The following is a 13,231-nucleotide window of genomic DNA, read 5'->3' as shown; positions in this document are numbered from 1 at the left end:
ATCCGTTTCAAGTCGTTTCTTCATCCCCAGAACGACCGAGTGCGCTGCCAAGGCTGAAAAGCAGTAGGTCAGTCGCGATCCTAACATCGGCTGGCGCATCGGTGCCGAGTGTTTCCTTCAATGAGATGGCAAGCTCGGCAGCTCGAACAAGCGGGTCGTTCGCTGGAGGTGCTTGGTTCAGGACGTAGCGCGCACCGCCGTCGCGCATCTCGGTGATGTCGATAAGGATGCCACGTGAGCGGATCGGTCGCCCAACGTCGTCCAGGTGTGACCGCCCGCGATTGAGCAGCCACCGTACGGAGCCGTCGTCGGCAAGAATGCGGTATTCGGCCAGCACGAGACCGCCTGCCTTTGCAGCGCGCTTCATGTGCTCGGCCAGCCATTCCTGATCGGCTGGATGAACGGCGGCAGCTGCCGCCGCTCCGCTGATTTCGCGGTCAGCCAGGTCCCGGTCTCCAGTCAGAAGCCAAGCCGCCCCGGCATCATAGACGACGATCCCGCGGACGTGGTCCCAATCCCATGTTCCGACGATGCACGAGGCGTCGAGTGCAGCCCGTAGGTGCTCTAAGTCCTCATGGAAGCCATCGATCGCGTTGACCCGCATTCTGCCCTCTCACGGCTGATACCGAGATACCGCTTTAGTCAAAAAACACCAGAACGGTTCCAGCGGAGGTCTGATGGCTTCTCCTTCACAAGTCAGATTGATGGACTTACCGTGCCGAGTTGGCGATGCCCTTCGTAGGGGCTCTTCAGGGGAAAGACCGGCTCACGCTCCGAGAGCGATACTGGGAGGGAACGTTATGCGCGATGGGCCTGACGATCCGGTGGGCGAAGTAGAGAGGGCACTGTCCCGTGTTGCGGGCGCCCTGGATTTGCCCGTCTCCACCTTCAGTGCAGTTCCTGGTTCGCATGCGGCCAAGCTCTTGGCAGAGCAAAAAGAAGCGTACCTGATCGCCATGGTCACAGCATATCTGCGCGCCGCCGACCCTAGGTCGCGAGCCCGCTTCACTGACGCGTTGAGGTCTGTTGTAGATACCGTGCAATCCTAAAAGGTGTTTGGCTACAGCAGCACCGTCGCGGCTTCCTGGACCTGCGCGGCTGGCGTACCGCTACCAGACCAAACCTGCTTGATCGTCTCGCGCAGGGCTGCCGGCATGAACGGTTTGATGAGGCAGGCATTCACACCGGCCCGCCGCGCGGCGACGAAGCAGTGGGCCTGCTCCTTCGTCGTCATGATGACGAACGGCGTCTCGCGGAGCTGTGGATCGTCGCGCACCTGACGGAGCAGCTCGTAGCCGGTCATCGGATGCATGTTCCAATCCGCGATGACGAGGCCATAGCGGCGCTGGTTCAGCATCGCGAGCGCGGCAGCTCCATCGCCAGCCTCGTGTACCTCGGTCAGCCCGACCTGTTCGAGCGTCGCCCGCACCACGGCACGGATCAAAGGCACATCGTCCACGACGAGCACGGGAAGCGATCGTGGCGATGTCACATCAACCCCTACAGCGACCTCGGTTCGGCCCCGTCCCGATCCGCTCACGGGACGGGGGAACGCCGGATCTTACCAGCTAGGCCGATACGCAACTTGGCCCGAACGTGGGATGCGGCTCCTCGGTTAGAAGCACGTCACCGTGGCGAGTGCCGAGGTGTGCCGGAACGGGCCGCTGAGCGGCGTCAGGCCACTTTGGCGACCTTCTTGCGACTGCGGGCCTTCGGGGCTGCCTCTGAGGCTTCTACGGCCTTGGGCTTCTGACCACGGGCTTAGTTGCCAAGGAGATCGCTCCTCCCGTCTCAGGAGCCTAAGCGGCTGCCTTGCGCCGCAGCTGGCCGAGGCCGAGTGAACGTGCCAGCTCGGACCGCTTGGCGGAGTAGGCGGCCGATACGATGGGGTAGTCAGACGGCAGGCCGTACTTCGCACGGTAGCTCTCCGGTGTGAGCCCGCGAAGCGTGAGGTGGCGCTTCATCGTCTTGTAGGTCTTGCCATCCTCGAAGCTGACCATGCCGTCCGGGGTGACCGACTTGCGGATCTGGGCGGGGGTCGGCTTCTCGGGGATAGCAGCCTCAGCCTTGACTCCGTTGCCGAGACCATTGATGGCGGCATGCACGCTGGTGATCAGCGCCGGCAATTCACTGGCCGGGACATTGTTATTTGATACGAAAGCGGCGACGAGGTCGGCCGTCATCTCGAATTCGTCACGCCCTGAAACGAGCATCGCACCACCGGTCATATTATCACCCTTAAATACCTTTCGCTCCGCATAACAACTTACCGAATTAGGCGTCAAGGTTCTGTTAGGGATCGCGCTTTAGGAGTTTTTTTAAATTTTAGGGGTTCGACGATGCGTGTTCTGCTGGTCGAGGATGATGCGTCGGTGGCGGAGAGCATTGAACTGATGCTCAAATCCGAGCGGTTCGTGACCTACACCACCGATCTCGGTGAGGAGGGGATCGATCTCGGTAAGCTCTACGACTACGACATCATCCTGCTCGACCTGAACCTGCCCGACATGTCTGGCTATGACGTGCTCAGGAAGCTCCGGGTCGCCAAGGTGAAGACCCCGATCCTGATCCTCTCAGGGATGGCCAGCATCGAGGACAAGGTGAAGGGCCTCGGCTTCGGCGCCGACGACTACCTCACCAAACCGTTCCACAAGGACGAGCTCGTGGCCCGCATCCACGCGATCGTCCGCCGGTCACAGGGGCATGCCGAGTCGGTGATCGATATCGAAGGCATGGTCATCAATCTCGATCAGAAGGTCGTCGAGATTGCTGGAACGCGGGTCCCGCTCACCGGCAAGGAGTACCAGATGCTGGAACTTCTTGCTCTGCGGAAGGGCACGACGCTGACCAAGGAGATGTTCCTCAACCATCTCTACGGCGGCATGGATGAGCCCGAGCTGAAGATCATCGACGTGTTCATCTGCAAGCTGCGTAGGAAGCTCGCCAACGCATCGGGCGGCAAGAACTACATCGAGACCATCTGGGGCCGCGGTTACGTCCTGCGGGAGAGCGCACACGAAATGCGGGCTATGGCGAGCTGAGGAGCTATGCTGCTGAAGGTACAAAGCTTAAGCGACGGCTCACTTGCTTCAAGGCGCCCCTTCTTGCGACGTGTCCAAAAAAACGATCGCGCGAAGTTCGGTCTTTAGACGGTATTTCCCGCCTCAAGCTCGTTCTTGATCCCCTGCAGCGCTTCACGCTCGGCCTTGTACGCAGCCAGGGTCTGATCCGTCATATCGACCTCCTGCCCTCCAGGCTGCACCTCGCTTACCTTTCGGGTCTTGGCCTCCATCATCTCAACAGCTTGGCTGATGTCGGCGATGCGCTTCGTCGCGTAGGTGAGGAATGCTGCTTCAATGGCCATCGTGCTCTTTCGTACCGCATGAGCGCCATATAGGGCAGCTGGGCTCCTACCGTCGGCAAATACCTCACTGCTCCGAGACGTGCCGCGCGCGCCCCTCGCCCGCCGTCAGTTCCAGGCCGATGGCCAGCGTAGCATCTCTTACATCGAGCCAATCAATATGGCCGGGGTCCGGCCCCCACCTTGGCTGCGGCGAGAGCGCATGGCATGGTCAAGCATGACCTACCGCATCGACTTCTACCGGGAAGGCGCCATCGTCAGCGTAGTGAAGGATCTAGAGGATCTCTCCGCTGCCAAACGGACTGCTGAGAAGGAAGTCGCTACCCGCGATGCCGAAATCGCCCTTGTGATCGATGTGGACGGCACTGGAACGGAGGTAGCCTCCATCCGTCAGGACACGATGGTCTGGGACGATGAATAAGCGCTGCTGCACTCCGTCTGACTAAGCCGCGCCTTCAGGTTCGCAGTCATCGGCGCGCCTCCACAAACTCGGCCGGAACGCCGTAGGCGGTGAGGGCGCGGGCGAGGGTGCCGCTGTCGTCGGCCCCGGGCCAGTCAGGGTTCTGCGACTTCGCCGTCGCCCACTCGTCGAGGGCAGCGGTGGAGAGAATGTGCCCGCGCTCGGCGGGGTCCAGACATTCACCTGCTCCGTACCGTGTGCACAGGGCAGCGTCTGCCCGTTCGATCCGCTGGCTCCACTCCTCGGGGTTCGCTTCAGCCTGTGCCTCCATGTCGTCATGATCGGCATATCCGAGCGCCCGAGCGAAGCCGTCGCTGTAGGAGTCCTCCAGATGCAGCGGGCCTGACGCGCGCGGCCGAGGATAGCTGCCGAGCGCAATGGCGACGGCCCGGAGCCAGACCTGAGTCAACTCGCGGGATGCCAGTCCCTGGCCAGCGCGCCCTGCCTGTCCGGCTTCCAGGCGGTTCAGACGCTCGATCAGCTTCGGGGTCATTGCACGTTCCTCGGCCAGTCCAACTGGAAGGTGAAGGCGGCGCAGGTCTTCGGCCACAGGCCGGCTGCCCCAGCCTGCGCACGCGCCTCCTCCGTCAGGATGGCGGGCGACAGGTCCCGCGGCGGCTCGCCCTCGGCCATGCGGGACGCCCCGACGTTCATGACGAAGGCGTCGTCGCCGTCGTGGATGTCGTGGCCGCGAGCCTTCAGGAAGGCGATGATATCGCTGAGCGGCGTCCTGGAGGGAGCCTCGACCTGAAAGACGAGGTGCTTGCCGGCCGAAGGGGGGGCGGCCTCCGCCTCCAGGCGGGTCAGCCTGTCCATCACATGTGGTGTCATCGCTTTCCTCCAGATGTCTGTTCCAGGGCGGCGAGGCGTTCGGCGAACTCGTGCGCCTCGATGGCCTTCACATGCGCGTCGATTGCCTTGCCGACATCGGCCGCCTCGGATGGTGTGAGATCGCCGGAGGAGACCGCGTGGAGCAGCGCGCTCGTCGCCTTGGGGATGTCGGCGGTGCTCTTGATCGCGGGCAACTCGAACGTGACAGGGCGATCCCTCCGAGCCGGCATCAGCCGATCCATGCAGAGCCGCAGTGCCGGCCCGTCGCCGTCCAAGGCCATCTCGATCGCCTTGCGGGTCAGGGCCTCGCCCTCGCCCTCCAGGATGGCCTCCATCGCCAAGGACGTGCGGTTGCGGGAGCCCGTGGGCCGCCCGTTCGGGTTGCCGCTCTGTCCCTTCTCGAACTGCGTTATGTTCTCCGCCATGTCCTTCGATCCACGCTAAAGCTGATGCCTGCGGCCACTGTCATGCGCCTGATAGTACAGGAGAAATACAGGCGCGGGGCTATCCCTGACGGACCTCCGCCGTCCGGTCGCGCAACAGCAGATCGATCGGCTGACCATTCTCGGCGTCGGTGACGACCCGGATGATGTTCAAGTCCTCGTCCCGCACCTCGTGCCCGTTTGAACGCAGGAACGCGACGGCATCCTCAGGCGGCAATCCGGCAGGTCCCTCCATCAGAAACCGGTGGGTCTGATGAGGGATGGCCGGCGGCGTGGTCGCCACCTCCAGCTTGGCGAGGCGCTTGTGCAGGTCGTTCATCACGGTTCCTGGTGGGTTGGATCGGGTTTCTTCGTGAGGGCCAGCGCCGCGGCGCTCTCGGCGAAGGCGTAGAGGGCAGCGACGGCAGCCTGCTTGCACACGTCCGTCGCGCCAGGTGCGGTCTCCATCGTGATCGCAGCGGTGCGAGCGCCGTGGATGGCGGCGCGGAGGCCGGCGTTGTAGGCGGCTTGCTCGCGCGGGGTCATGCCTGTGCTCCAAGGTATTTTAATCCACGTCGGCGCGTGCGCGGCGTCACGTCGAGAATGAAATCGGCACCCCATCTTAGTTTCAAGCAGAAGGGAACAAGCCCGATCCAGGGATTGTCCTGCATAGGAGTTTGAATACGACCATGAAGACCCGTATCGCCGCCATCGCCACCGCCCTTGTTGTTGGCGTTGCCTCGATCTCGTCTGCAATGGCCTACGATCGGCCCGCCCGCCACACCGGGTTCTCGCCCTACGAGGTTGAGACGACGGGTTCGTTCAACGGTTACGACGCTGGCTTCCACCGTGACCCGGCAACTTGCCCGATGAGTTCGGCTGCCGAGGGCAACGCCAACCAGCAGCACTTCCCGGTGAAGCAGTACGGCCAGACCGCCGGCGGAAACCGCTGCTGATCGGCTGACAGGTTCACAGGCATGCAAATGAAGCTGTTCAACTACCTGATGATCGGAGCTTTCGCTTGCGGTCTCGTCGCAACGGCCGTGGGTACGGCGAGCGCTGTCGTCGGCTTATGATCGCAGAGAGGCCAGGTCCGGTTTGAGGTTCGAGCGGCGGGGCGAGAGCCCCGCCGTTTTTGTGTGCGCGGTTGGCCGGACCTGGGTAGGGGCAAGGCTCTCCCATGGGGTCATCGGTAGGCCGTCCATGGCGCTCGCAGCCTCAGGCGTGTCAGTGTCCGGCTCTCGGGCGCAAACACGATCGCGACCGCCGAGAGGTAGAGGCGTTGAATGGCTGGAATTCTTGAGGAGACCGGCCTGCAGCCGTTGATCGCGACGGTGATGCGACCGTGGGTAAGCGCGGTCGAAACGGCCTCACCTGGCATGCATGGGATGATGGCGTCTGCCACGTCCAGCACGGCCGCGAGCTTGAAACGCCGCATCGTTGTCTCGCCAGCACTCGGCTCGGCGCTCGAAGTGGCTGTCGCAGCGTCCAACCTCTTTGCAGCAGCTCTCGACACAAAAAACGGCCGGGTGGCCGAGCAGCGCGCGGCAGCGCTCGCGGCCTTAGTGGTATTGATAGAGAACCTACGGTCAGCCGAGCCAAGTGAGGATACGCGGGGGCTCGGGCTGGGATGGTAGGCAGTCTGATTGTGAGAGGTCATGCTGCGGCATTCCCCCGATTGCGCCACGCCTCGACCGCCTGATGCGCCTGGATGACGACAGCTTCGATCCAGGCAGCGTCGGCATTCGTGACGGAGACATCCCCCTCGAAGCCTTTGAGGCGGTCCCGGTCTGTCTTGCTCAGGAAGCGACCGCCGAACGCCTTCGGCATCGTCCAATCGAGCATCCAGGTATAGCGCGCGACCCTGCTCCATGGCTCGATCGTCTGCGTGTCCCGGAGACGCATCCCTGTTCGGCGACATGGTGCGTTCGGCGCTTCGCTCCCGGGGTCAGGGCTGGTCGAGGAGCGCTGCGGGAACGAGGATGGCGCAAACCGGGCGGGCGCAATCTCGATCATCCTCGCGAGAGCATGCCAGTCGAGCCCCGCGGCGGCCAACGTCCGTCCCATCGCATGCGCCGCAGCCACCACCTCTCCATCATGCTCGCTTGCGAGCCGAGGCAGGATCTTGGCGAGCTTCGCAGCGATGTCGGCTGGGATCATGAGCGCCATCCAGGCAGGCCGGCCCATGCCGCAGCGATGATGGTTTCGCGACGCTCAGAACGGTCAGGAGCGGCGTCGGCGACCGCGCGCAGCAACGGCCTCCATCGTGTCACTGCCACCCGCCTCTGAGGCTTCCTCGCCCTTTCGACGAATGGCGGACTGAAAGGCTTTCCAGGCCGGACCATCCGCGGGTTGGCTCTCGACGGCCGCAACGACCGCGATCAGCGCTTCAATGATCGGAGCGATGGTCTCCTGCTGGGGCGGGGCTATCGTTGACGTCACCTCTGCCTCGCGGCTCGCAGCTGGCGGGGCGGCGACGTGACTGGTGGAGCGAGGGCGGATCATGGTGCTGATCTCGTTGGGTAAGTGATGGTGAGCAGGGTCATGATCGGATCTCCCTGGCTGCCCGGCCGGTACCGTTAAGAACGGCCAGCGCCTCGGTTGCCTTGGCGGCAGCGGCGGCGAGTGTGTAGCGGGCTGCGTTGCGAGCGGAGGCGGCATCCTCGGGATAGAGGCGATCGAGCAGGCGCAGCTTCTCGGCCGAGAGGTTCGCTGGGCAGCGAACGCACTCAATGCTCGTCGGGCACTCGGCGTGGTGCGGATGCAGGCGGATGCCCTGTTCTGCGACGAAGGTCCACACCTCCGCGTCGGTCCACGACCACAGGGGCATGGCGACCTCGATATGTGCAGGGAACGCGCTGGCGAGCCCGGCGACGGTGCCGCCCCCATCGGCGGTACGTTGACCGATGAGCAGAGGGCAGGGGCTGCGAACGCCCTCCATGAAGGTGACGGCCGGCTGCACGCGGTGGACGCCGCAACAGGATAACCAGGGCTGCACCTTCGGCTCGCGCCACCCGACCGTAGCAAGGTTCTCGACCGCAACCAGGTCGGCGGGGACGCCCCACTCCTGCCAGTTCTCGACCATGGGCCGATCCGGGCGCAGCTCGACCACCTCGAAGTCGGCGCGATGGCGCAGGACGTGATCGCGCATGAAGGGCGCGGCATCAGCGTTCACCCACAGCAACGTTGTCCGGTCCTGCCAGGGCCGGCAGAGGTGGGCGAGGGCGGCCGAGTCCTTGCCTCCCGAGAATAGGACGTAGGCGCGGTCGTAACGGTCGAAGAGGGCAGCGAGGGCCTGTTGGGCGACTTGGATGCCAGCGGCAAAGGCGGCCTGTTCGCAAGGGATCATGTCCTAATCTTCCGTGCTGCTAGGTCGGTGCCGTTGATGGCGTTGAGTACCTCGGTTGCCGTGGCTGAACGGATCGCTTGGCAGTGGGTCAGCATCGGTTCAGCGACTGAGGTGCAGCCTTCGAACTCGCCGGCTGGATGAGAGCGATGCCGGGCGCTAACGAGGTTCAGGTCATGACGCGCATGAAGGTGCTGGGAATTGCCGTTTTGATAGCCGCAGGGCTTGGTTCGGCGACTTCGGCGAATGCCGCTCCCTTCTTGTCCGGTCAGATCCGCAGTGATGCGGTAATCGAACTTGTGGCTGGCGGATGTGGCCCCGGCTTTCATCCAAATCCGTGGGGACGCTGCCGGCCGAACGACCGTGGATACGGCTACGGTGGTGGTCCTCGAGGGTACTATGAGGGGCGGCCAGCATACGGCTACGGCGGCGGGTATGGTCGTCGCGGTGGCGACTACGAGTACGGCGGTCCCCGCCGGTTCTACGGCGGCTATTAAGGCCATCAGGGCTGGCGGTCTTTCGGCTGCCAGCTCATAAACCTGTGGTCGAAGGCAGCATGCTGGCGCGGGGTCATGGCCGCGACTTTTGGGTGTTGCCAACGGTCTGAGGGGAAACGCCTGCCCGTCGAGTGATCTTGCGATCGGTGATGCTGTGACCGAATAGGTCCAGCACGTCGCGGCGTTTGTCGGCGTTGGTTCCGGATATCCAGATTGGACGGCGCCTCGGCGGTCGTCATACCTGCTGCGTGGGCGAGCACTTTCATAGGGCCAGCAGCAAACGGACCGGCGGCGCCCGGCGCGACCTAGAAGACCTTCGGGCGGCCATCGGGCATCACCAGACCGAAGGCTTGCATCGTGAGATCGTCAAAGTCCCGTTGCCAGAGAAAGGGGAGGGGAGAGACCGCTTCCTAACGAGAGAGGAGGCCGCCGGCCTGCTCTGGGTGTGCTGGCGCTACCGCGAGAAGCAAACCGTCCATCGGGGCGCGAACCTCGGCCAGGCAGTTCAGACCGACAAGCGCCCACTTCGGCACCTCGCACGGTTTATCCTGCTCGGCCTCTATACCGGCACACCTGCCGGAGTGCTTGCTGCTGCTTCGTTCCACCGCGGTAAGGGCAGGGCCTATGTCGATCTCGATAAGGGGCTGTTTTACCGGCGAGCCGAGGGCAATCGCGTTACGAAGAAGAGGCAGCCCGTCGTGAAGCTGCCATCGCACCTCGTGGCGCACTTGCGCCGCTGGGCGGTGACGCCGCGCCGCGATGGAACGATGCCCGAGTTCGCGGTCGAGTGGAACGGCAAACCCGTTGCGTCGGTCAAGACGGCCTTCGCATCGGCGGTCCACCTCGCCGGCCTTGAGGAGGATGCTTCACCGCATGTCCTCCGGCACACCGCGGCGACTTGGCTGATGCAGCGCGGCGTCAGCATCTGGGAGGCGTCCGGCTTCCTCGGCATGACGCCTGACGTGTTGATCAACGTCTACGGTCACCACCACCCGGACTTTCAATCCGGCGCCGCGGGAGCCTTCAAAAACAGGGGCAAAAAGAGCGTTTCGTTGGGCAAATCGTTGGGCGACCGCCCCGGGGCATAAAACAATGCCTGCTTAAGTCGTTGTGATGATTGGTGGGCCCGGCAGGACTCGAACCTGCAACCAGACCGTTATGAGCGGTCGGCTCTAACCATTGAGCTACAGGCCCAAGCCGTTGTCCCAGCTTGCCTTTTAGGCATCTGAGCCGTCGCCGCCCAACGTGGTGCGGCAAGACGGCGACGGAAACCCTGCTCCTGCCTACCGCGAGCCGGTGCCGGCGACAAGCGGGGTGGGGGCTCGGACGACCGTGCCGTCGCTCCGATCGATCCGATCGCGTCTCGGCTCGCATGGCAACCAGGATGCTGGCGTGCGGCACAGGACGGGCGATCGGATACGAAGAAAATGCCCGGACGAGAGGCGGCCGAGCACCGAGCGTAGCTGCCGAATGCTACTCCGCGACGGCCGGTGCCGCCTCCGCGATCGCCACGCGCGGCACGAGCAGGGATGCCGACAGCGTCAGCAGCGCGACGGCGAAGACCGTCCAGAAGGTGCCGTGCAGGGCGTGCTGCAGGCTGAGGCGGGCCGCCTCGCCGGCTGCGCCGAGGCTCGCCGGGTCGTCGAGCAGGCGGCGCAGCTGGTCGGGATCCACCCCGGTCCCGCCGTCCGGATGGATCAGGCGATAGTTCAGCACGGCGCCGAGCGCGGTGGCGCCGAGCGTCGAGCCGAGGTTGCGCGCGAAGATGTTCGAGGCGGTGGCCGCCCCCCGCTGCCCCCAGGCGACGCTGTCCTGGATGATCACGATCGCCGCCGTCGACAGGAAGCCCATGCCGAGGCCCATCACGATCGACCCCGCCGCCGCCACGACCGGCGAGGTCTCTGGGCCCAAGGCCACGAAGGCCGTCGCGCCGATCGGCAGCAGGGCGGCGCCGAGCAGCAGGACCGGTCGCAGGCCGAAGCGGACGAAGCTGCGCGCCGCCGTCGTCGCGCCGATCGGCCAGCCGAGCACCATGAGGGTCAGGGTGAACCCGGCGACGAGCGGCGATTGCCGGAGCACGCCCTGCACGTACATCGGGAGAAAGGCGGTGAGCCCGATGATCGCCATGCCCGAGAGCAGCGTCGCGGCGTTGGCGGTGAGGATCGGGCGCTGCCCCCACAGCGAGAAATCCAGCATGGGGTCGGCGGCCCGCCGCTCCTGCAGCACGAACAGCGCGATCGCCGCCAGGAAGGTCAGGCCGGCGGCGACGGCGAGGGCCGGCGCGGCCGACGTCTCGGTCAGGGCGATCATCAGCGCCGCGATCGCCACCGTGAACAGGGCCGCCCCGATCACGTCGATCCGGCGCGGCTTGCGCTCCACCTCCTCGCGCAGGAACAGCAGGAACAGGACGGCCGCGAGGACGCCGACCGGCAGGTTGATCCAGAAGATCCACGGCCAGCTCAGATGCCCGACGATCAGCCCGCCCGCGAGCGGCCCGGCCACCGACGAGACGCCCCAGACGCTCGCGAGGTAGCCCTGGACCCGTCCGCGCTCGCGGGCCGCGTAGAGGTCGCCGACCACGGTCATGCTCACGGGCTGGATCGCGCCGGCCCCGACGCCCTGCACGAGCCGGAACAGGATCAGCGAAGGCATCGACCAGGCGATGCCGCACAGCAGCGAGCCGACGAGGAACACCGCGATGCCGAACAGCAGCACCGGGCGCCGGCCGTAGAGATCGGACAGCTTGCCGAACACCACGGTGGTCGCGGTCTGCGTCAGCAGGAAGGAGGCGAACACCCAGGCGTAGAGATGGAGGTCGCCGAGCTGGCCCGCGATCTGCGGCATCGCCGTCGAGACGATCGTCGCCTCGATCGCGATCATGAACATCGCCGCCATCACCGCGGCGAGGACCAGCGGGCGGCGCGTCGTCGGTGCGTTCAGCATGCGCCGGCTTTAGGGCTCTTGCGCCGCCGGCGCCAGAGGACGGCGATCTGCTGGCCCGCGCCCGCGCCCGCGCCGGCAAAACTTTCTCGATCGCGCGACGTAGGGGGTGGGCGGAAGGACATCCGCCCATGCTGGCCTCAAGCCTGATCTGCCTCGTCGCCGGGACCGGACTGGTCGCGGCGTCCCTGCTGATGCCCGCCTATCGCCTGCGACTGGAGGTCATGGGTGCGGGGCTGTTCATCGCCGGCCTATGCCTGCTCGGCGCCGAGCTTCCCCTGTTGCGTTGAGGCCGGTTCCCGATCGAGGGGTCGTGTCCCGCCGCCCTGCGGCTCGGTCGTCATGCCCCTCGCGTGCGGGCCGGGTTCCCCATCGCCGCCCGGGCGGCACCGTCTCCACGGCATCTGGGGGGCGTCCGCCCCAGCACCACGCATCGGTCCGGGCGCCGCGATCCGCGCATGGCGGCCGGCGAGTTCCGCCGCGCGGCCGGCTTCGAGAGGCACGCCGGAATCGGGCCGGATTTGATGAGCGGATGCACGATCCCTATCGGCGTCGTCGACCGATGAACCCCGCACGCACTTGATTCGAATGCCGACTCGGCCGACTGCGCCGGCAAGGGGACCGCAGGGCGCCGCCCACAGGTCTGCGCAGGAACGCTCGAACATGCCGAACACGTTTGGCCTCAACCGCACCCTCGGCGGCGCGATCGGCGCCATCGCGCTTGTGTCGGTCCTCGGCAGCGGCACGGTCCTGTTCACGCTGGACCGCCTGAACGAGGCGACCGAGGCCCGTCGCAAGGTGACGCTCGTGGCGCGCGGCCTCGACGCCTTTCGCGGCGCCATGCTCAACCAGGAAACGGGGCTGCGCGGGTACCTCATCACCGGACGCGACAGCAGCCTCGAGCCCTATCGGGCCGGCCGCCCGGCGCTCGATGAGACCATCGATCGGCTTCGGGCGCTGACGAGCGGCGAGGCCGAGACGTCGCGCCTGCTGGCCGATGCCGTCGCCGCCGCCCGCACCTGGCAGGCCGAGATCGGCGAGCCGGCCGTGCGCATGGCCGCCGACCCGGCGCGACGCCCCGAGGCGGCGCGCGTCGAGGCCGAAGGCAATGGCAAGCAGCTGTTCGACACCCTGCGCGAAAAGCTCGCCGTCATCGAGACCAAGCAGGACGATGCCCGGAACGCGCTGAACGATCGCGTCGCGGAGGCGCAGCGGACCGCGTTCCTGACCCTGTGGGGCGCGGCCCTGATCACGCTCCTGATCTGCATCGGGATCGGGATCGCCATCAACCGCGTGATCGTCCGGCCGCTCGGGCGGGTGATGACCTTCGTCGAGCAGGTCGGTCAGGGCGACCTGTCCGGGACGCTCGGGGAC

The 13,231-nt window shown here is 65.6% G+C and carries 20 protein-coding genes, 1 tRNA gene and 1 pseudogene; 8 read left to right on the top strand and 14 right to left on the bottom strand.

The features are described 5' to 3' along the window. Positions 1–7: 7 nt before the first annotated feature. The 3 genes and pseudogenes from MKK55_RS22330 to MKK55_RS22320 form a co-directional block, all read right to left on the bottom strand. A complete protein-coding gene (locus tag MKK55_RS22330; protein WP_243937695.1) occupies positions 8–604 on the bottom strand; it encodes a PAS domain-containing protein in 597 nt (198 codons plus the stop codon). Between the two features lie 456 nt (positions 605–1,060). Further along, positions 1,061–1,468, bottom strand: coding sequence for a response regulator (locus tag MKK55_RS22325; protein ID WP_243937694.1), 408 nt, complete (start codon positions 1,466–1,468; stop codon positions 1,061–1,063). A gap of 337 nt (positions 1,469–1,805) precedes the next feature. Further along, a pseudogene (locus MKK55_RS22320) lies at positions 1,806–2,213 on the bottom strand (MucR family transcriptional regulator); the annotation flags it as partial. Between the two features lie 126 nt (positions 2,214–2,339). On the opposite strand from MKK55_RS22320, the gene ctrA reads away from it, so the two are divergent. Then, the gene (gene ctrA, locus MKK55_RS22315; protein ID WP_243937692.1) at positions 2,340–3,041 is read left to right on the top strand and encodes a response regulator transcription factor CtrA; all 702 of its coding nucleotides are present in this window, start codon (positions 2,340–2,342) and stop codon (positions 3,039–3,041) included. 104 nt (positions 3,042–3,145) lie between these two features. Here the strand turns inward: ctrA and MKK55_RS22310 are convergent, their stop codons facing one another. After that, the gene (locus tag MKK55_RS22310) at positions 3,146–3,364 is read right to left on the bottom strand and encodes a hypothetical protein (RefSeq protein ID WP_243937691.1); all 219 of its coding nucleotides are present in this window, start codon (positions 3,362–3,364) and stop codon (positions 3,146–3,148) included. A 214-nt stretch (positions 3,365–3,578) separates the two neighbouring features. Here MKK55_RS22310 and MKK55_RS22305 point away from each other — a divergent pair, with 214 nt between their 5' ends. Then, complete coding sequence (locus tag MKK55_RS22305) at positions 3,579–3,782, top strand: hypothetical protein (protein ID WP_243937690.1); 204 nt, start codon at positions 3,579–3,581, stop codon at positions 3,780–3,782. A 46-nt stretch (positions 3,783–3,828) separates the two neighbouring features. On the opposite strand, the gene MKK55_RS22300 is transcribed toward MKK55_RS22305, so the two are convergent. The 5 genes from MKK55_RS22300 to MKK55_RS22280 all read right to left on the bottom strand — a co-directional run bounded on the left by MKK55_RS22300 (position 3,829) and on the right by MKK55_RS22280 (position 5,620). After that, positions 3,829–4,314 (bottom strand): hypothetical protein, encoded by a 486-nt coding sequence (locus MKK55_RS22300; RefSeq protein WP_243937688.1) that lies wholly within the window; start codon positions 4,312–4,314, stop codon positions 3,829–3,831. Continuing rightward, entirely contained in the window at positions 4,311–4,652 is a 342-nt protein-coding gene (locus tag MKK55_RS22295; protein WP_243937686.1) for a hypothetical protein, read from the bottom strand. Before MKK55_RS22295 ends, MKK55_RS22300 begins: the two co-directional genes overlap by 4 nt. Continuing rightward, the gene (locus MKK55_RS22290; RefSeq protein WP_243937684.1) at positions 4,649–5,077 is read right to left on the bottom strand and encodes a DUF5681 domain-containing protein; all 429 of its coding nucleotides are present in this window, start codon (positions 5,075–5,077) and stop codon (positions 4,649–4,651) included. Before MKK55_RS22290 ends, MKK55_RS22295 begins: the two co-directional genes overlap by 4 nt. 79 nt (positions 5,078–5,156) lie before the next feature. Beyond that, positions 5,157–5,414 (bottom strand): hypothetical protein, encoded by a 258-nt coding sequence (locus tag MKK55_RS22285; protein ID WP_243937682.1) that lies wholly within the window; start codon positions 5,412–5,414, stop codon positions 5,157–5,159. Next, on the bottom strand, positions 5,414–5,620 hold the full coding sequence (locus MKK55_RS22280; RefSeq protein WP_243937681.1) for a hypothetical protein: 207 nt from the start codon (positions 5,618–5,620) through the stop codon (positions 5,414–5,416). The genes MKK55_RS22285 and MKK55_RS22280 overlap by 1 nt, the downstream gene beginning before the upstream one ends. A gap of 143 nt (positions 5,621–5,763) precedes the next feature. On the opposite strand from MKK55_RS22280, the gene MKK55_RS22275 reads away from it, so the two are divergent. Together MKK55_RS22275 and MKK55_RS22270 are read left to right on the top strand one after the other, a co-directional pair. Then, positions 5,764–6,030 carry a hypothetical protein gene (locus tag MKK55_RS22275; RefSeq protein ID WP_243937680.1) on the top strand — a complete coding sequence of 89 codons (267 nt, stop codon included), beginning with the start codon at positions 5,764–5,766 and terminating at the stop codon, positions 6,028–6,030. 330 nt (positions 6,031–6,360) lie between these two features. After that, positions 6,361–6,711 carry a hypothetical protein gene (locus tag MKK55_RS22270; protein WP_243937679.1) on the top strand — a complete coding sequence of 117 codons (351 nt, stop codon included), beginning with the start codon at positions 6,361–6,363 and terminating at the stop codon, positions 6,709–6,711. A 19-nt stretch (positions 6,712–6,730) separates the two neighbouring features. Here MKK55_RS22270 and MKK55_RS22265 read toward each other — a convergent pair whose 3' ends face one another. From MKK55_RS22265 to MKK55_RS22255, 3 genes are all read right to left on the bottom strand, one after another. Beyond that, entirely contained in the window at positions 6,731–7,234 is a 504-nt protein-coding gene (locus MKK55_RS22265) for a hypothetical protein (RefSeq protein WP_243937678.1), read from the bottom strand. Positions 7,235–7,616: 382 nt separating this feature from the next. Then, complete coding sequence (locus MKK55_RS22260) at positions 7,617–8,423, bottom strand: phosphoadenosine phosphosulfate reductase family protein (RefSeq protein ID WP_243937677.1); 807 nt, start codon at positions 8,421–8,423, stop codon at positions 7,617–7,619. Beyond that, positions 8,420–8,749: a hypothetical protein gene (locus tag MKK55_RS22255; RefSeq protein WP_243937724.1), complete on the bottom strand. Its 330-nt coding sequence runs from the start codon at positions 8,747–8,749 to the stop codon at positions 8,420–8,422. Before MKK55_RS22255 ends, MKK55_RS22260 begins: the two co-directional genes overlap by 4 nt. On the opposite strand from MKK55_RS22255, the gene MKK55_RS29390 reads away from it, so the two are divergent. Continuing rightward, positions 8,630–8,917: a GCG_CRPN prefix-to-repeats domain-containing protein gene (locus tag MKK55_RS29390; RefSeq protein ID WP_243937723.1), complete on the top strand. Its 288-nt coding sequence runs from the start codon at positions 8,630–8,632 to the stop codon at positions 8,915–8,917. The two genes, MKK55_RS22255 and MKK55_RS29390, sit on opposite strands and share 120 nt — an antisense overlap. 185 nt (positions 8,918–9,102) lie before the next feature. Continuing rightward, positions 9,103–10,005, top strand: a complete 903-nt coding sequence (locus tag MKK55_RS22245) for a tyrosine-type recombinase/integrase (protein ID WP_243937676.1) — start codon at positions 9,103–9,105, stop codon at positions 10,003–10,005. Positions 10,006–10,035: 30 nt separating this feature from the next. Here MKK55_RS22245 and MKK55_RS22240 read toward each other — a convergent pair. Next, positions 10,036–10,111 (bottom strand) — tRNA-Ile (locus MKK55_RS22240). Positions 10,112–10,390: 279 nt separating this feature from the next. Continuing rightward, positions 10,391–11,860 (bottom strand): MDR family MFS transporter, encoded by a 1,470-nt coding sequence (locus MKK55_RS22235; RefSeq protein ID WP_147727823.1) that lies wholly within the window; start codon positions 11,858–11,860, stop codon positions 10,391–10,393. Between the two features lie 128 nt (positions 11,861–11,988). On the opposite strand from MKK55_RS22235, the gene MKK55_RS22230 reads away from it, so the two are divergent. Together MKK55_RS22230 and MKK55_RS22225 are read left to right on the top strand one after the other, a co-directional pair. Then, the gene (locus MKK55_RS22230; protein ID WP_243937674.1) at positions 11,989–12,147 is read left to right on the top strand and encodes a hypothetical protein; all 159 of its coding nucleotides are present in this window, start codon (positions 11,989–11,991) and stop codon (positions 12,145–12,147) included. A gap of 373 nt (positions 12,148–12,520) precedes the next feature. Continuing rightward, the coding region (locus MKK55_RS22225; RefSeq protein WP_243937672.1) for a CHASE3 domain-containing protein at positions 12,521–13,231 on the top strand (711 nt) is incomplete at its 3' end.

The organism is Methylobacterium sp. J-059 (assembly GCF_022829485.1).
Classification (GTDB): domain Bacteria; phylum Pseudomonadota; class Alphaproteobacteria; order Rhizobiales; family Beijerinckiaceae; genus Methylobacterium.
The sequence above is the reverse complement of the archived record's forward strand: the minus strand, read 5'-3'. Positions and strand labels throughout refer to the sequence as shown.

What these genes read in the sequence shown, in the direction of transcription:
- MKK55_RS22285 (WP_243937682.1), bottom strand. Translation starts at nt 5,414, where the DNA reads ATGAACGACCTGCACAAGCGCCTCGCCAAGCTGGAGGTGGCGACCACG.
- MKK55_RS22235 (WP_147727823.1), bottom strand. Translation starts at nt 11,860, where the DNA reads ATGCTGAACGCACCGACGACGCGCCGCCCGCTGGTCCTCGCCGCGGTG.
- MKK55_RS22260 (WP_243937677.1), bottom strand. Translation starts at nt 8,423, where the DNA reads ATGATCCCTTGCGAACAGGCCGCCTTTGCCGCTGGCATCCAAGTCGCC.
- MKK55_RS22280 (WP_243937681.1), bottom strand. Translation starts at nt 5,620, where the DNA reads ATGACCCCGCGCGAGCAAGCCGCCTACAACGCCGGCCTCCGCGCCGCC.
- MKK55_RS22295 (WP_243937686.1), bottom strand. Translation starts at nt 4,652, where the DNA reads ATGACACCACATGTGATGGACAGGCTGACCCGCCTGGAGGCGGAGGCC.
- MKK55_RS22290 (WP_243937684.1), bottom strand. Translation starts at nt 5,077, where the DNA reads ATGGCGGAGAACATAACGCAGTTCGAGAAGGGACAGAGCGGCAACCCG.
- MKK55_RS22275 (WP_243937680.1), top strand. Translation starts at nt 5,764, where the DNA reads ATGAAGACCCGTATCGCCGCCATCGCCACCGCCCTTGTTGTTGGCGTT.
- MKK55_RS22310 (WP_243937691.1), bottom strand. Translation starts at nt 3,364, where the DNA reads ATGGCCATTGAAGCAGCATTCCTCACCTACGCGACGAAGCGCATCGCC.
- MKK55_RS22305 (WP_243937690.1), top strand. Translation starts at nt 3,579, where the DNA reads ATGACCTACCGCATCGACTTCTACCGGGAAGGCGCCATCGTCAGCGTA.
- MKK55_RS22265 (WP_243937678.1), bottom strand. Translation starts at nt 7,234, where the DNA reads ATGATCCCAGCCGACATCGCTGCGAAGCTCGCCAAGATCCTGCCTCGG.
- MKK55_RS22230 (WP_243937674.1), top strand. Translation starts at nt 11,989, where the DNA reads ATGCTGGCCTCAAGCCTGATCTGCCTCGTCGCCGGGACCGGACTGGTC.
- MKK55_RS22270 (WP_243937679.1), top strand. Translation starts at nt 6,361, where the DNA reads ATGGCTGGAATTCTTGAGGAGACCGGCCTGCAGCCGTTGATCGCGACG.
- MKK55_RS22255 (WP_243937724.1), bottom strand. Translation starts at nt 8,749, where the DNA reads ATGAAAGCCGGGGCCACATCCGCCAGCCACAAGTTCGATTACCGCATC.
- ctrA (WP_243937692.1), top strand. Translation starts at nt 2,340, where the DNA reads ATGCGTGTTCTGCTGGTCGAGGATGATGCGTCGGTGGCGGAGAGCATT.
- MKK55_RS22300 (WP_243937688.1), bottom strand. Translation starts at nt 4,314, where the DNA reads ATGACCCCGAAGCTGATCGAGCGTCTGAACCGCCTGGAAGCCGGACAG.
- MKK55_RS22330 (WP_243937695.1), bottom strand. Translation starts at nt 604, where the DNA reads ATGCGGGTCAACGCGATCGATGGCTTCCATGAGGACTTAGAGCACCTA.